General features: G+C 63.3%; 12 protein-coding genes. 4 read left to right on the top strand and 8 right to left on the bottom strand.

Translation table 11 applies throughout. The features are described from left to right. Window positions 1-30: 30 nt before the first annotated feature. Together BLS41_RS21745 and BLS41_RS21740 are read right to left on the bottom strand one after the other, a co-directional pair. Complete coding sequence (locus BLS41_RS21745; RefSeq protein ID WP_074768560.1) at window positions 31-780, bottom strand: SDR family NAD(P)-dependent oxidoreductase; 750 nt, start codon at window positions 778-780, stop codon at window positions 31-33. Then, complete coding sequence (locus BLS41_RS21740) at window positions 777-1,298, bottom strand: 2,4'-dihydroxyacetophenone dioxygenase family protein (RefSeq protein WP_074768558.1); 522 nt, start codon at window positions 1,296-1,298, stop codon at window positions 777-779. Before BLS41_RS21740 ends, BLS41_RS21745 begins: the two co-directional genes overlap by 4 nt. A 471-nt stretch (window positions 1,299-1,769) precedes the next feature. Between BLS41_RS21740 and BLS41_RS21735 the strand changes: the two genes are divergently transcribed. Beyond that, entirely contained in the window at window positions 1,770-4,937 is a 3,168-nt protein-coding gene (locus BLS41_RS21735; protein WP_074768556.1) for a DNA-binding protein, read from the top strand. 96 nt (window positions 4,938-5,033) lie between these two features. Here BLS41_RS21735 and BLS41_RS21730 read toward each other — a convergent pair whose 3' ends face one another. The 5 genes from BLS41_RS21730 to BLS41_RS21710 all read right to left on the bottom strand — a co-directional run bounded on the left by BLS41_RS21730 (window position 5,034) and on the right by BLS41_RS21710 (window position 10,198). Beyond that, window positions 5,034-6,221: a helix-turn-helix domain-containing protein gene (locus BLS41_RS21730; RefSeq protein WP_253189728.1), complete on the bottom strand. Its 1,188-nt coding sequence runs from the start codon at window positions 6,219-6,221 to the stop codon at window positions 5,034-5,036. 137 nt (window positions 6,222-6,358) lie between these two features. Then, window positions 6,359-7,486, bottom strand: a complete 1,128-nt coding sequence (locus BLS41_RS21725) for an NAD(P)-dependent alcohol dehydrogenase (RefSeq protein ID WP_074768554.1) — start codon at window positions 7,484-7,486, stop codon at window positions 6,359-6,361. 16 nt (window positions 7,487-7,502) lie between these two features. Beyond that, entirely contained in the window at window positions 7,503-8,975 is a 1,473-nt protein-coding gene (locus tag BLS41_RS21720) for a benzaldehyde dehydrogenase (protein WP_074768552.1), read from the bottom strand. A 174-nt stretch (window positions 8,976-9,149) separates the two neighbouring features. After that, window positions 9,150-9,860, bottom strand: a complete 711-nt coding sequence (locus BLS41_RS21715; RefSeq protein ID WP_074768550.1) for a GNAT family N-acetyltransferase — start codon at window positions 9,858-9,860, stop codon at window positions 9,150-9,152. Between the two features lie 47 nt (window positions 9,861-9,907). Then, the gene (locus BLS41_RS21710; RefSeq protein ID WP_074768548.1) at window positions 9,908-10,198 is read right to left on the bottom strand and encodes a hypothetical protein; all 291 of its coding nucleotides are present in this window, start codon (window positions 10,196-10,198) and stop codon (window positions 9,908-9,910) included. A 147-nt stretch (window positions 10,199-10,345) separates the two neighbouring features. Between BLS41_RS21710 and BLS41_RS21705 the strand changes: the two genes are divergently transcribed. Together BLS41_RS21705 and BLS41_RS21700 are read left to right on the top strand one after the other, a co-directional pair. Next, on the top strand, window positions 10,346-11,335 hold the full coding sequence (locus BLS41_RS21705; RefSeq protein ID WP_074768546.1) for a GlxA family transcriptional regulator: 990 nt from the start codon (window positions 10,346-10,348) through the stop codon (window positions 11,333-11,335). Between the two features lie 193 nt (window positions 11,336-11,528). After that, window positions 11,529-11,984 (top strand): hypothetical protein, encoded by a 456-nt coding sequence (locus tag BLS41_RS21700; protein ID WP_074768544.1) that lies wholly within the window; start codon window positions 11,529-11,531, stop codon window positions 11,982-11,984. Window positions 11,985-12,036: 52 nt separating this feature from the next. On the opposite strand, the gene BLS41_RS21695 is transcribed toward BLS41_RS21700, so the two are convergent. Next, window positions 12,037-13,122, bottom strand: a complete 1,086-nt coding sequence (locus BLS41_RS21695; protein WP_171910287.1) for a helix-turn-helix transcriptional regulator — start codon at window positions 13,120-13,122, stop codon at window positions 12,037-12,039. Window positions 13,123-13,363: 241 nt separating this feature from the next. On the opposite strand from BLS41_RS21695, the gene BLS41_RS21690 reads away from it, so the two are divergent. Beyond that, a complete protein-coding gene (locus BLS41_RS21690) occupies window positions 13,364-15,382 on the top strand; it encodes a glycoside hydrolase family 3 protein (protein ID WP_074768540.1) in 2,019 nt (672 codons plus the stop codon). Window positions 15,383-15,501 lie beyond the last annotated feature (119 nt).

The following is a 15,501-nucleotide window of genomic DNA, read 5'->3' as shown; positions in this document are numbered from 1 at the left end:
CTTTAGTAGTGGTGATTCAGGGCGCCGCTATCAGTAAGTGGCCCGTCCGCCAGACAGATCGAAAATCGCGCCAGTGCTGAACGAGCACGAATCCGAGCAGAGCCACAGTGCGAGTTGCGCGACCTCCTGCGTGGTGCCGAGACGCCGCAGCGGGCTTTTGTCGATCATCGTTTGCACGTGGGCCGGCGACATCTGCGCGAGCAACGAGGTTTCGACGGCAGCCGGCGCAATGCCGTTCACGAGGATGCCGGTTTGCGCCAGTTCCTTGCCGAGCGACTTCGTCATCGCGATCACGCCGGCTTTCGCCGCGCTGTAGGCGGACGCGTTCGGCGTGCCTTCCTTGCCCGCCAGCGACGCCACGTTGACGATGCGCCCGCTATTCGCACGCCGCATCACCGGCACGACGAAGCGGCTCACGTGATAGGTGCCGAGCAGATTCACGTCGATAACGCGTTGCCATTCGAGTGGATCGTATTCGTCGAGCGGCATCGTCGGACCGGCGAAACCCGCGTTGTTCACGAGGTAATCGATGCGACCATAGGCGTCGAGCGTGGCCGCAACGGCGGCTTCGATCGACTCGGGCCGCGTGATGTCCACCGCGAAATGGCGCGGCGCGTGCGGCGTGTCGAGATCGCCCGGCACGCGGTCCCAGTTGACCGCCGACGCGCCGTTCTGCGCGAACGCGTCGCAGATTGCGCGGCCGATGCCCGTGGCCGCGCCCGTCACGACCGCGACCCGCCCGGAAAAATCGTAGCTGGCGAAACCGGCGGGCGTGCTCATCGGATGAACTGGTCCACGTAGTCTTCGCCGAGGCCCACTGCCGCGTAGTGCTTGCGGCACATGTCGATCTTCGTGAACACGTCTTCGTAGCCGGTGTAGTTGCCGTACGGGTCGCAGTAGAACATCACGCCGTTCACCTGGAAGTACGTGATCATTTCCTCGACGTCTTCCGGCACGTACAGCGTGTGCGTTTCGCCCGGCGGTTCGTAGACGTAGCTGCCTTCGGTCGCTTCCCAGTCGTGTTCGAGATAGCGCCAGCGGCCCTTGAGCACCATCCCGTGCACGCTTTGCGGATGACGGTGACGACTCAGCACGCCCGACTTGCGCACACGCAGCAGGTTCATCCAGTAGCCCTGCGACGCGTTCAGGCAGAGCGGGCGGAACGACACGTTTTCCGCCTGCGGGACCCACACGCGCTCATCGGTCGGAATCGCGAAGGGGACCACGATTTCCTGCTGCGCTTCCTTCGGGAACGGCAGCTGGTACGGCGTCATCGGGGAGTAAGCAGCCTCAGACATAAGGGGATCCTTTCTTAGAATGTCCATATTGTGGACGTGTAGTCCACGATATGGCTATTATCGGGAGGCCCGACAGCCGAGGTCAATCCTGGGGAAATTACTGATACGCATAATTTCGACGTAGTACGTCGTCGCCAGGAATGCGAAAAGCCGGCGTGTCGCCACTCCGGCTTTTTGTGCAATCTCAGTGGCTATGCCGTCGATCGACGCTTATCGGCCTCGGGCCGGATGCAGCCTCTGATTTACAAAAATATTAACTGGATAGTTAAAAATTGGTGGCCGGAATGGCTTGCCGGTGGGCTGTGCGTTATCCGTGCGCGAGCGTCAATGCGCAGAATTGGCGGCGGTTGTCCCGTCATTTCGACGAAGCGAAGGAGGGGTGTCATCCATTATCATTAAGAGGTTACGGGTGGAAAAAGTGTATTGAAAGCTTTAAACACCCTTGGATCATGCAGGTTTTCGAGGCGATTTATGTCGACGGACGCAAACGCAATCACGGATGAACTGGTCGCAGGAGCGGCCGATCGCCTGATTCAGGAAGGTCGGAAGGTGTCTCCTGTGGCCGTCTGGTCAGAGGTTCAGGGCGAATCGATCGTCGCGGTTGCCGCGGCGCTCGACCGCTGGCGCGACACGCGCGAATCGCAATCGCCGCCCGCTCAGGCTGCGGTTGCGTTGCCGGAGAATCTTGCCGAAACGCTGATCGGCGCGGCATCGCGAATCTGGTCCACCGCGCACGACGAGGCGCAGCGAGTCGCGACCCAGCGCGTGGAGGCAGTGAATCGCCATCTCGACGTCACGCTGACCGAGCGCAGTGAAGCGCTGGCCGAGTATCAGAAAACGGTCGAGCAGGTGAGGATCGAGCGCGAACGGCTCGCCGCGCTGACCGACGCGCACACTGCGTCGGAGCAGGCGGCCGCGCGTCTGTCGGCGGAACTCGCCGATGTGACCAGCCGTGCCGGCGTGGCCGAAACGCGGGTCGAAGAACTCGTGCAGCGGGCCGCGCAGGACGACAGCCGGATCGACTATCTCGAGTCGGCGCTCGACGACGCGCGCGCGACCTTAGGATCGGTCGTATCGAGCAAGGACGAGGAGATCGCGCGGATCAACCACGAGCGCGATGCATCGGACCAGGCGGCCTCGCTTCTAACGGCGGAACTCGCGAGCGCAATCAGCCGCGCCGAAGCGGCCGAGGCGCGGGTCGGCGAACTGGTGCAGCGGGCATCGGAAAACGATGCGCGGCTCGAAGCCACTCAATCGGCACTCGATGAAACGCGCGAGAAGTTGACCTCGGCTGAGTCGGCTGCTGCGGGCAAGGACGAAGCGATTGCGCAGATCACCCGCGAGCGCGACGATGCGCGCCACGAAGCGGCCACGCTGAGCGAGGCGGGCCAGGCGGCGTCGGCGGAACTGATGCGCTTGACCGCCGAGGCCGGTGAGGCTTCGGCGCGCGCTGACGCCGCGACGGCGCAGGCGAACGAGCATCTCGCGCAGATCGCCGCGCGCGAAGCCGATCTCGATGAAGCTCGCACTGCGCTCACGGCGGAACAGCATACGTCGGCGGCGCGGATGGAAGAGGCGTCGATTCATCTGGAGGAGTTGCAGCGGCTGGTCGAAGCGCTCGAAAAAGCACAGCAGGAGATAGCGGCGCTACAGGGGGCGAAGGCCGCCGCGAGCGACGCGGTGGCACAGGCTGCGCAGCAGATTTCCGACGCGACACAGCGGGCGGAAGCGGCGGAACAGCAGGTCGCCGCTCTGGAAGATGCAAAAGCGGCGATGAGCGAGGAAGTGGCTCAGGCTGCGCAACAGGTGTCGGCAGCGACCCAACGCGCTGAATCTGCCGAGTTGCAGGTGATGGAGCTGGAAGACGCCAAAGCCGCAGCGAGCGATGAAGTGGCTCAAGCCGCGCAACAGCTATCCGCCGCGATCCAACGTGCAGAGGCTGCTGAACAGCAGGTGTCGGCTCTGGAAGATGCAAAAGCGGCGATGAGCGATGAAGTGGCTCAGGCTGCGCAACAGGTGTCGGCAGCGACACAGCGCGCTGAAACTGCCGAACTGCAAGTGATGGCGTTGGAAGACGCCAAAGCCGCAGCGAGCGATGAAGTTGCTCAAGCGGCGCAACAGCTATCCGCCGCGATCCAACGCGCGGAAACTGCTGAACAGCAGGTCTCGGCTTTGGAAAGCGCAAAGACAGCGCTGAGCGAGGAAGTGGCTCAAGCTGCGCAACAGGTGTCGACCGCGACGCAACGCGCAGAAACGGCCGAATTGCAAGCGATGGAGTTGGAAGACGCCAAAGCTGCAGCGAGCGACGAAATCGCACAAGCCGCGCAACAGCTATCCGCCGCGATGCAGCGCGCGGAAGCGGCTGAGCAACAAAACGCCGCATTGGAAGCCACAAAGGCGTCGCTGAGCGACGAAGTGGCTCAAGCGGCACAAGAGGTGTCGGCGGCGACGCAACGCGCCGAAAACGCCGAGCTGCGAGTCATGGAGTTGGAAGACGCCAAAGCCGCTTCGAGCGATGAAGTTGCTCAGGCTGCACAACAGCTATCGGCTGCAATCCAACGTGCAGAAGTTGCTGAACAGCAGGTCTCGGCTCTGGAAAGTGCAAAGGCAGCGATGAGCGATGAAGTGGCTCAGGCTGCGCAACAAGCGTCCGCCGCGACCCAACGCGCCGAATCCGCCGAGCTGCAAGTCATGGAACTGGAGAACGCCAAAGCTGCCGCGAACGACGAAATCGCACAAGCGGCGCAACAGCTATCCGCCGCACTACACCGTGCGGAAGCTGCGGAACAGCAGGTCGCGGCGCTGGAAAACACCAAAGCCGCAATGAGCGACGAAGTAACCCAGGCTTCGCAACAGGTGTCCGCTGCGATGCATCGCGCGCAAGCTGCCGAGCAGCAGATCACCGCGCTGGAAAACGCCAAAGCCGCCACCAGCGACGACGCAGCTCAAGCCACGCAGCAGCTATCCGCCGCCCTTCAGCGCGCTGAGTCCGCCGAACATCAAATCGCCGCGCTGGAAGACGCGAAAGCCGCCGCCAGCGATGAAAAGGCCCAGGCCGCGCAGCAACTGTCAGCAGCAATACAGCGTGCCGAGGCCGCCGAGCAGCAACTCGCCGCCGTCGAGACCACCCACGCGGCGACCAGCGGCGAAGCTGCCGAGGCCGCGCAACATCTGTCCGCCGCGCTGCAGCGGACCCAGGCCGCCGAACAGCAGGTCGCCGAACTGAAGCAGCGTCTCGCCGAACTCAGCGCCGCACATCAGGAGGAAACCCAACGGGGCGACTCGTCGAAACCGGACGAATATGCGTCGCTGCAACGTCAACTGACGGCCCAGGCCAAAGCGCACGAAAAAGCCTTCAATGAACTTCATGCTCTGGCCGAACAATGGGTCGCGCACGCGAAAGATCTGAAGCAGCGCCTTAGCGTATCGAACGAAAGAATCGTGTTCATCGACGCCCGCAGCATGGGCGAAGTCGCGCTGATCCGCCGGCTCGCGACCGAACTCGAACGCTTCAAGCCCGATCACGAATTGATATCGCGCGACGCGCAGCAAAAGCTCATCAGTTCGACGATGGGCGAGCGGCTCGCGCAGAAGGGTTTTCAGTACGACCCGGCTACGGCGGCGATTTCGAAGAAGTAGGGCTGACTCGACAAAGCGCCGGTCGCGCGGCGAGCAACAGACTTGCCGCGCCAAGCCGGCAAGCGGCGAGAGCAACTCACCAGACGAAGCGTGGCGCTAATCCGCCGCGCCGACCATCCCCGTGTCGCGAAGCTGGCGCAGCTTCGTGTAGAGCGTGGTCCGCGACAAGCCGAGTTGCCGCGCCGCCGCCGCGATGTTTCCGTTGTGCTCCTGTAGCGCGCTCTGGATCGCGCTGAGCGTCTGTTCCTTCAGACTGCCGCTTGCGCTGGCGGCCGTCGCAGCCGGTGCGGGATCATCGAAGCGTGCCGTGACGGTCTGATTCGTCCGGCGCGCCGTGCTCCGGTTCAGCGGTCCGCGCGTATATTCGATCCACACATGACTGCCGTCCGCGCGTGCTACCCGTTGCACGCCACGGCCCCGCTGAAGCAGCCGGCCAAGTAGCGCTGGAGACGCGTCGTCGAAAATCCGCCGCAGATCGAGCGAGGGCAGCGGGCCGCTGGCAGGCAACGACAGCATGCGCCGCGCCACCCGGCTGACGGCGCGCACCTGGCCGTCGTCCTCGATGGCGATGACGCCCGCGAGCGGTGTGCCCAGCCAGCGCGGATCATGTTGCAAGCGCAATAGATGACAACCGCGCAGCGTCGCGAACAGACGTTGTTCGGCGGCCAGCGCGGCAAGCCGGAACTGCTCCTGAACCTGCGATACGTCGCGCTCTCCCGTCCCCGTGATATCCAGCGCACCGATCACCTCGCCGTGAAATCCGAACAGCGGCACGGCGACGCAGAAGGCCCGTTCGAACTCGTCGAGATAATGCTCGCCGCCCGTCACGATCGCTTCGATGCCCTCGTGGATCACGCAGCTCGGCGCGGTCGTGCCAATGTTGGATTCGACGATGCGCCGGCCACAGGTGATGGGCAGCAACAGGTCGTCGTCGCAAGCGGGACTGTGCCGCGCGTGGATCACCGTGCCTTCGGTATTGACGCAGAAAATCGTCCAGTCGTTGCCGCCGAATGCACTCCACAACTGCTCGATTTCATCGACGACGCAGCTGTAGAGACGACGGTCGGCCTTCGAGTCGGGCACCGTGCGGGATTTGTCGAGCAACTCGTATTGCGGCGCGCTCGAAGGCAGAAGACCCGCGCCGCGCGAACGCTCCCACGAGCGCGCGACCGGCGCTGATAGAAGAGTGGAGGGCAACTGCTCGCCGCCGATGAACTGCGCGCGAGCCGCGTTCAGACGTGCCTGCCGGGAATCCGCTGAATCCGCCGATGAGATTTTTGCCACACGAGTCTCCTGTCAACGCGGCGCGGCCAGGTTGCCCGGCATGCGCCGCGTTTGTTCGTGCACAGAATCCGTCAGCAATTGCGCGCACCGTCGGCGGCCCGGCTCGCGTGAATGCACCTCAACGCACATCAATCGTCTCAATGCGCGAACCGGAGAATCGGCTTCAGCGTGACGCCGCTCGTGCTGTCGTCGGCGGCTTCGTTGATCTGGTCGATCGAATAGAACCTGACCAGCCTGTCGAACGGAAAACGACCCTGCTGATACAACTGCACAAGCTGCGGAATGAACACTTGCGGCACGCTGTCGCCTTCGACAATCCCGCGAATCGTGCGCCCGCCGAGCAACAGGCTGTTGATGTCGAACTCGGCCTTCGTGCCGAGCGGCGGCGCGCCGACCACGCCCATCGCGCCGAGACTGCCGAGCGCGTCGATGCCTTGCGACAGCACTTCCGCCCGTCCGGTCGATTCCAGCGCGAAATCGACGCCGCCGTCGGTGATCTGACGGATCGCCTCGATCATGTCGACTTCGCGGCTATTCACCGTGTGCGTCGCGCCGAGTTCTTTGGCGAGCGCGAGACGGGACGGCACGACATCGACGGCGATGATGGTGGTGGCACCCGCGACCCGCGCCGCCATCACCGCGCTCAGGCCGACCGCGCCCGCGCCGAGGCTCGCGAAACTGCTGCCGGGGCGCACCTTCAGCGAGTTGATCACCGCGCCGGCGCCGGTCTGGATACCGCAACCGAGCGGCCCGAGCAATTCGAGCGGCGCGTCGTGCGGCACCTTGATCGCGTTGTTCTCACGAGCCAGCGCAAAGCTGCCGAACGACGACTGCGCGAAGAAGTGATCGTGCAGCGGCTGTCCTTCTTCGTCTTCGATCGCGGTACGGCCTTCCAGATCGCCGCCGCCGAAGTTCAGCCCGAAGAACTGTTTGCAGTACGCGCCGTGGCCGCCGTTGCATGCGTTGCAGTGGCCGCACGCGCCATAGGTCAGCACGACGTGATCGCCTGGCTTGAGGTCCTTCACCGCCGGGCCGACTTCCTCGACGATGCCCGCGCCCTCGTGACCGAGCACCGAAGGCAGCGGCACCGGATAGTACTGATCGCGCACGATCAGATCGGTGTGGCAGAGGCCGGTCGCCACCACGCGCACCAGCACCTCGTCGGCTTTCGGGCCGCGAATGCGCGCCTGCTGGATCGAGAACGGCTCGCCCTTTGCGCGGGCGACGGCGGCGGTAATCGTGCGAAATCCCGTTGTTGTTGTCATGTGTGTCTCCCTGTTGTCAGATCGGATAGAGCGGCGCTTCGCCCTTCACGGTGAGCCATTGCCACTGCGTGAACTCTTCCCAGTTCGCCGGTCCGCCGATGCTGGTGCCGTTACCCGACGCGCCGACCCCGCCGAACGGGTTGATCACCTCGTCGTTGACGGTCTGATCATTGATATGCAGCAGGCCCGTGCGCAGACGCTCGCCCATCTGCAACGCGCGGCCCACGTTGGCCGTGACGATGGCGGTGGAAAGCCCGTACTCGGTGTTGTTGGCGAGCGCGATGGCTTCGTCGTCCGTGTCGAACGGGACCAAGACCGCGACCGGTCCGAAAATCTCTTCGTGGAACGCGGGGTTGTCGGGCGTGACGCCGCTCAGCACGGTCGGCTCGAAGTACAGGTCCTGACTCTTGCCGCCGGTCTCGAGTTTCGCGCCCGCTTGCTGCGCAGCCGCGATCACGCGCGCGACGTGGTCGCGTTGCGTCGCGTTGATCAGCGGGCCGAGCGCGACATCGCCGGAAGCGGGGTTGCCGACTTTCAGGCTGGCCGCCTTCGCCACCAGTTTCGTGACGAACGTGTCGTAGATCTTGCGTTGCACCAGCACGCGGCCGGTCGCCATGCAGATTTGTCCCTGATGCAGATAGACGCCCCACGCGGTGTTCGCAATCGCGAGATCGAGGTCGGCGTCGTCGAGAACGATCAGCGAATTCTTGCCGCCCAACTCGAGCGACACCTTCTTCAGATGCCGTCCCGCCGCCTCGCCGACTTTGCGGCCCGCCGCCGTCGAACCAGTGAACTGGATCATCGCCACATGCGGATCGCTGGTCAGCGCCGCACCCGCGCCGCCGTCGCCCGGCAGCACATGCAGCACGCCCTTGGGCAAACCGGCCAGTTCGAACAGACGCGCAATCGCAAAGCCGCCGCACACTGCCGTGCGCGGGTCCGGCTTCAGCACGACCGAGTTGCCGAGCGCCAGCGCGGGCGCGACGGCGCGCATCGCCAGATAAAGCGGGAAGTTGAACGGCGAGATCACGCCGATTACGCCAAGCGGCCGCCGGCGTGCGAGCGACAGTCGTCCGGGCGACGACGGCAGCACTTCGCCCGCCGAGCGCGACGGCAGGCCGCTCGCTTCGTGAAGCGCCTTGATGGTCACCGAGGTCTCGAAACCCGCCTTGATCTGGGTCGAGCCGCTTTCACGAACGATCCATTCGGCGATTTCCTTGAAATGCGTTTCGGCGATTTGCGCGGCGCGGCGCAACACGGCCGCGCGTTCGTCGTAAGGCGTCGCCGCCCACGCAAGCTGCGCACGCGACGCGCTCGCGGCCGATTCCGCGACGAGCGCCGCGTCGGCCATGCCGATTCGGCCGAGGCGCTGGCCAGTGGCCGGCTCGACAACGTCGGCCTCACCGCTGCCGGTGCGCCAGTCGCCGGTGTAAAGACGTGCTTGCCAGATATCGCTGTCGAGTAGTGTCGACGGAAGGTCCACGCTCATGCTTTCTCCTGAACGGTTCAGTATCGCCAAGGCCCGCCGCGAAGGGGCCGCCGGTCGTTGAAGATAGGGGGTCGACGACTGGGCGGCTATCGGTATTTCTTCCACCGGCTGGAAGCATTGCGGCGGGCGGCAGGGCGGCCTGAAAGTGTTCAGTTTCCGGACATGGGGTCGCGTTCAGGCGGCGTTTGCGAGTTTGATCCGCGAGAGAAAGAACGTTTGACGCTGTTCGAAGCCGAGCCGTTCGTACAGCGCGATGGCGGCGCGGTTGTCGCTGAGGACATGCAGGAAAGGCGTGTCGCCGCGCAGTCCGATCTGCTGGCGCAGCGCGTTCACGAGCCGTCCCGCGAGACCTTTGCCGCGATAATCGGCGTCCACGCACACCGCACTTATTTCGACGAATCCGTCGAGTTGCATCCGCTCGCCAGCCATCGCGATGAGACGCCCTTCATCGCGAATGCCGATGTAGTTACCCATCTGGTGCGTGCGTTTGCCGAACGGGCCCGGTTTGGCTTTTTGCGCGAGATCGAACATCTCGGGCGCGTCGCGTTCGGTCAGACGGACAATGTCCGGGTCGTCGGCGGCTTGATCGACCGGGTGCGGCGCGATCATCTGATGAAGCCGGCCGATGCGCTCCTCGTGCAGTGTTTCGATCGGACTGAGCGCGTCGAGCGACAACATCGCGACCTGTTCGTCGGATTGCAGAAGCTCGTGCAGAGCCTGCCACGCGTCTGCGGCCTGCGCCGGGTCCGGCGACATCGCGGCAAACGGCGCCACATCGGGAAAGTAGCGGCAAGCAAGCCGGTCGCCTTGCCGCAGATGCGCCTGACGGGTCGTAAGCGCCGACCAGATCGGGCGATCGAGCGGGTGGTGTGCAGAATCATTCATTGCGGTTCCTTTTGCCTTTTTGCTTGCGCTACTTTCGTGTGGTGTTGTCAGGCGGCTTTCATCAGCAGGCCTAGCGGCAGAAGCGGGCCGATCGGCAGCAGGTCGAAGGTCAGCAGGTTAGCGCGCCCCAGCGGCAGGTTTTTAAGAAGCTGGTCGGCTTCGTCGACCGAATTGACATTCATCAGGAAAATGACGCCTTTCTTCTGGTCCTGCAACCAGAATTGTTCCATTTTTCCTTCGAGGTAAAGCTGCAGCGTCGCCGGGACTTCCGACGGCATATAGGTCTGCTGCTGTTCGGGGCTGAGGGGTTTGAGGGTGCCGATTGCCATCACTTTCATGATTTGCTCCAGAAGAAAAACATCGTTGTGTGTCGTTGGGAAGTGGTCCGGAATGTTCGTTGTCGCGCTCCGGATTGGGGTCCACTGTAGACACCGGACAGCATCCGTACTATTGTCGTAAATGACATTTTTGGAGTCATTTGCGCCATGAAGATTGCGATCCTCGCGCTCGATGGACTGTTCGATACCGGCCTCGCCGCGCTGGTCGACGCGTTCAAAACCGCCAACGATCTGTCGGCCCGCCAGCAACCCGGCGTGGGTCCGCATTTCGACGTCAGCGTGATCGGTATGAGGCGCGACGTGCGCACCGGTTTCGGCATGCGTGTGCCGGTCAAGTCCGCCAGTACGATGGACCGGCCGGACTGGATCGTCGTGCCCGCACCCGGCACCAAGATGCCCGAGCAGTTGCTGCCGGCGCTGGCCAGGCGCGATGTCGCCGACGCCATGGCACTGCTGCGCGACAGTCACGCGGACGGTGTAAAGGTCGCCGCAGCCTGCATCGGCACGTTCGTGCTGGCGGAGTCGGGCTTGCTGAGCGGGCAGGAAGCCACCACGACCTGGTGGCTCGCCCCGCTTTTCCGGCAGCGTTATCCTGAAGTGCGTCTGGACAGTTCGAGGATGGTGGTGCCGTCCGGCGATTTCTGCACGGCGGGCGCGGCGCTGGGGCATCTCGATCTCGCGCTGTGGCTGCTGAACCAGGCGAGCCCCGACGTCGCTGCGGTGGTCGCACGTTATCTGCTGCTGGACTCACGACCTTCACAAGCGGCTTATATGATTCCAGATCATCTGGCGCGCGCCGATCCGCTGGTCGAACGTTTCGAGCGATGGGCGCGAGCGCGGCTGGCAGAGGGCTTTTCACTCGACGCCGCCGCCGCTTCGCTGGCGACCAGCACGCGTACGTTGCAACGTCGCATCGAGGCCGTGCTGGGAAAATCACCGCTGTCGTATTTTCAGGATCTTCGGGTCGAGCGCGCGGTCCATCTGTTGCGTACGAGCCGACTCGATATCGAGAAAATCGCCGCCGAGGTCGGTTATGTGGATGGCGCGACGCTGCGTACGTTATTGCGCCGGCGCCTGGGCAAAGGGGTGCGCGAGTTGCGCGGCGGCAAGCGGGAAGCGGGGGCGGAGCTTGCGTAGCGCGACCCGCCTGGGCTGGCCACTGCTGCGAGGGCGACGATGAGTTGGAGATGAACTCCGGGCCACAAGAGCCTGGTACAACACATGCTTCAAACCCTGTGGCCACGCGCAATGTCAGCACTGCGCGGTCCAGACATCACCAGGCGGTCACCCGGTGACCAATTTTGGGGCGACGTTGAAGGAAATTTGTGCCATGCGTCTGAATGTTGCGTTACTGGCTTTCCTTGCAATTGTTCCAGCATCGGCCTTCAGCCAGACGCTGGATCACGATTTGTCGTGCGCGGAAACCGCCCACGATTTCGTCGCCGATCTCGTCGGAACACAATCGATCGAAGTCACGCCGATGCGTGTCGAACCGAATTCGGTCAACGCGTTTCGCCCCACAAAAAACAACCCGCTGACCGCGTTCGGTCTGCGCGTTCACGCTGTGTTCGGATACCAGCCGGGCGATCCGCTGTTCAAGGCGGGCGGCAATGAAACACCGTCGGGTCCGGTCTACGGTGTGGTCGTGCTGGGTTCCGCAGATGCTGTCAAGCGGCGTCTCACCGACGCGGGAAGTTCCGCCGTCGTGCATCCGGTCATCCCCATGGTGCTCACGGCGATCGTATGCGAGCAGCAGCCGGCGGCAGAGAGCACCAGCAACCGCTGACCGGCGTCAACATCGAAGCCGTCGTCAGCGCAATGCTTCGCTGGTCATGACGCTAGCCGGACACCAACGCACCCTGCTGCGACTTTTGTCGCTGCGCCCATTGACGGAACGCGACGGGGGGCGTCTCGTGCCGGCTGCGAAAAAAACGCGTGAACGCGCTTTGCGATGAAAAGCCCAGTTGCTCGCTGATCTGCGCGACGCTCAGGCGCGTTTCGGCCAGCAGCCTGCGCGCTTCCGTCAGTCTGACTCGCGCTTCCAGTTCGCTGAAATGAACGCCTTCGGCCTGCAACTGACGCCGCAAGGTCCAGCGCGATATGTTCAGCCGTGCGCAAATCTGCGCCAGCAACGAAGACGACGTGCAGGCGTCGCCGGTTTGTTCGGCAATGACTTCCTTGATCAGAGCGGCCACGCTCGCGGAAAACAGACTGTGCTGCTGGATGCGCAACATCTGCTGCTGCGTCTGTTGCAGCAGAAACGGCGCGAGCACCGCGTTGTATTGCGGGAAAGGCCGTTCAAGCGCGGCCGACGCAAACTGCATCCGGTTCGCAGACGCGCGGTACTGCACGGAGTCGCCGAAAAACTCGTCGAACGAGCGGGAGCGGGCGGGTTCGCTGCCCGACAACGCAACCCGAAATACCGTTCGATGATCGATGTCGTAAGCGCGGATTAGCGTGGCCAGCACGCGGAAATTCGCGATTGCCTGGAAGCTGCTATCGGGCGCGAATTCCGCGATGTACTCGAACTGCACGGCGTCCGCTGTTTCCTTGTAGAAAAGAAAATCGAACTCGCCAATGATGGGGCGAAACGTGATGAACGCATTGATCGCTTCACGCAAGGTGCGCGCGTTCAGACACAAGTTGCCGAGCACGGGGAAATCGGGAAAGAGACTGCAACGGTCATCCAGAAGCGGCTCGATGGCCGGCCCGACCGACACCATCAATTCCACCAGCCGTCGATGCCGCGCGCCGTCGATACGGCCATCGGCGTCAGCCAGGTCCTGCGCCGCAATGCCGGTGCGCGCCACAAAAATATCCGGCGACATCCCCGCCGATTGCGCGACCTGCTGCGCGGCGCAGGCGATTCGATTCGAGACGGTGCGAAGGCGTCGGCCGACGCGCGGCAGCGGAATGTCGGGCATGAATGTCGGCATGTGACCCAAAGGCAGTACGGAATCCACCGATCATGCTGCGCACCGCAAAATCAAAGCTACCAGGAATTGCCATTACATTTTGCCTTCCCGTGCTTTCATCTTCGTTTTTATGCGGGCTGCTCCGCGAAGATAAACCGTGCTCCTGAGAGTCAAACCGGTAGGGAACGGTAAGGATAAGGTCATACCCGCTTGTCCAAACTCTAAAAATCCACCGAATCCGGAGACACAGATGCACCTTTTTTCCCAGCCTGCCTGCCGGGTCACGGCCATCGCGGCGGCCAGCGCGGCGTTGGCGGTCGGCCTGTTTGCCTGCGGCAGCGACATCGACAGTAATTCGAAAACGGTCACCCAGCGCGACCTGGGATACACCACGTTGCCGGTGATCTCGCAGGGCAATCTCAAGTTCAAGGACATGAACCGCAATGGTCAACTCGATCCCTACGAAGACTGGCGTCTGTCCGCCGAGGTTCGCGCGCGCGATCTGACCAACCGGCTCACGCTGGCCGAAAAAGCGGGCTTGATGATGCACGGCACAGCGCCTGTGCTCAACGATACGACGGGTGCGGGAACCGGCACGGCCTACGACCTCGATACATTGAAGAAGCAGATCAACGATCTCGACATCAGCACGTACATCACGCGGATGAGCGGCGACGCGAACTCGATGGCGTCGCAATACAACCAGATCCAGACGCTCGCAGAACAGTCGCGGCTCGGCATTCCGGTGTCGATCAGTTCCGATCCGCGCAATCATTTCCAGTATGTGCTGGGCGCGAGCGCGGGCAGCAGCGGATTTTCGCAATGGCCTGAGACACTCGGATTCGCGGCGATCGGCGACGCGGCGCTGACGCGCAAGTTCGGCGACATCGCGCGCCAGGAATATCGCGCGGTCGGCATTACCGAGGCACTATCGCCGCAGGCGGATCTCGCGACCGAACCTCGCTGGTCGCGCATCAACGGTACGTTCGGTGAAGACGCGGATGTCGCCCGCGCGCAGGTTCAGGCTTATATCGAAGGGTTTCAGGGCGGCAGTACCGGCATCAACGACACGAGCGTGATCGCGGTGGTCAAGCATTGGGCCGCTTACGGCGCACAAAAGTCGGGCTTCGACAGCCACAACTACTACGGCCGCTGGGCCACGTATCCCGGCAATAACTTCGCGTATCACCTCAAGCCATTCGAGGGTGCGTTCGCCGCGAACGTCGGCTCGGTCATGCCGACCTACTCCGAGTCGGATACGCCGGTGACCATCGATGGTATTTCGCTCGAACAGGTGGGCGCGGCGTACGACAAGGCGCTGATCACCGATCTGCTGCGCGGCAAGTATGGCTTCAAGGGGCTGGTCGTCTCCGACTGGCTGATCGCGTCCGATTGCAACGCCGACTGCATGAACGGCGTGTCGTCCGGCACGCCGTCGTTCGTCGGACTGGGCATGCCGTGGGGCATGGAAAGCGCCACGCGTCTGCAACGTTTCGTGAAAGCGGTCACGGCGGGCGTCGACCAGTTCGGCGGCGAAGACGATCCTTCGTTTCTCGTTCAGGCCGTCAATCAGGGCTTGCTGAGTGAAGCACGGCTGGCCGACTCGGCTTATCGCGTGCTGCTGCAAAAATTCCAGCAAGGCCTGTTCGATCATCCGTATGTCGATGCCAGCGCAGCCAACGCGGTCGTCGGCAATGCGGATTTCAAGGCGCAGGCGCTCGATGCACAGCGTCGCTCGATGGTGCTGCTGCAGAACAACGGCAAGGTGTTGCCGCTGGCGGCGACGGGTAAGAAGGTCTGGCTGTATGGCATCGACCCGACGGTCGCGCAGCAGTACGGTTTGACGGTGGTCGCGCAACCGCAGGACGCGGACGTGGCGATTCTGCGTGTGAGTACGCCTTATGAAACGCTGCATCCGAACTATGTGTTCGGCTCGATGCAGCATGAAGGCAGTCTCGCGTTCGTCGACGGCAGTGCGGACTATGAGGCCATCAAGCAGGCGGCTGCGGCGCCGCAGTCGATTGTCTCTGTCTACATGGACCGGCCGGCCATTCTGACCAACGTGCAGGACAAGGCAACCGCCATTCTCGCCAACTTCGGTGCGAGCGACACCGCGCTGTTCGACGTGCTGACCGGCAAGGGCAAGCCCGAGGGCAAGCTGCCGTTCGAACTGCCGTCGTCGATGGCCGAAGTCACCGCGCAACTCGAAGACGTGCCGCACGACACTGCGCATCCGTTATATCCGTACGGGTACGGGCTGTCGTACTAAGACCGGGCGAAGCGTGACGCGCACCTGGAAGCGGTTGCTCCGGGTGCGCCAAATTCGTTATTGCAGTGTTATGCGCTCGCCTGCGGTCAGATCAGGTCGGATCGGCGCAGCGGGGTTGG

It is taken from the genome of Paraburkholderia fungorum (assembly GCF_900099835.1).
Classification (GTDB): Bacteria; Pseudomonadota; Gammaproteobacteria; order Burkholderiales; family Burkholderiaceae; genus Paraburkholderia; species Paraburkholderia fungorum_A.
The sequence above is the reverse complement of the archived record's forward strand: the minus strand, read 5'-3'. Positions and strand labels throughout refer to the sequence as shown.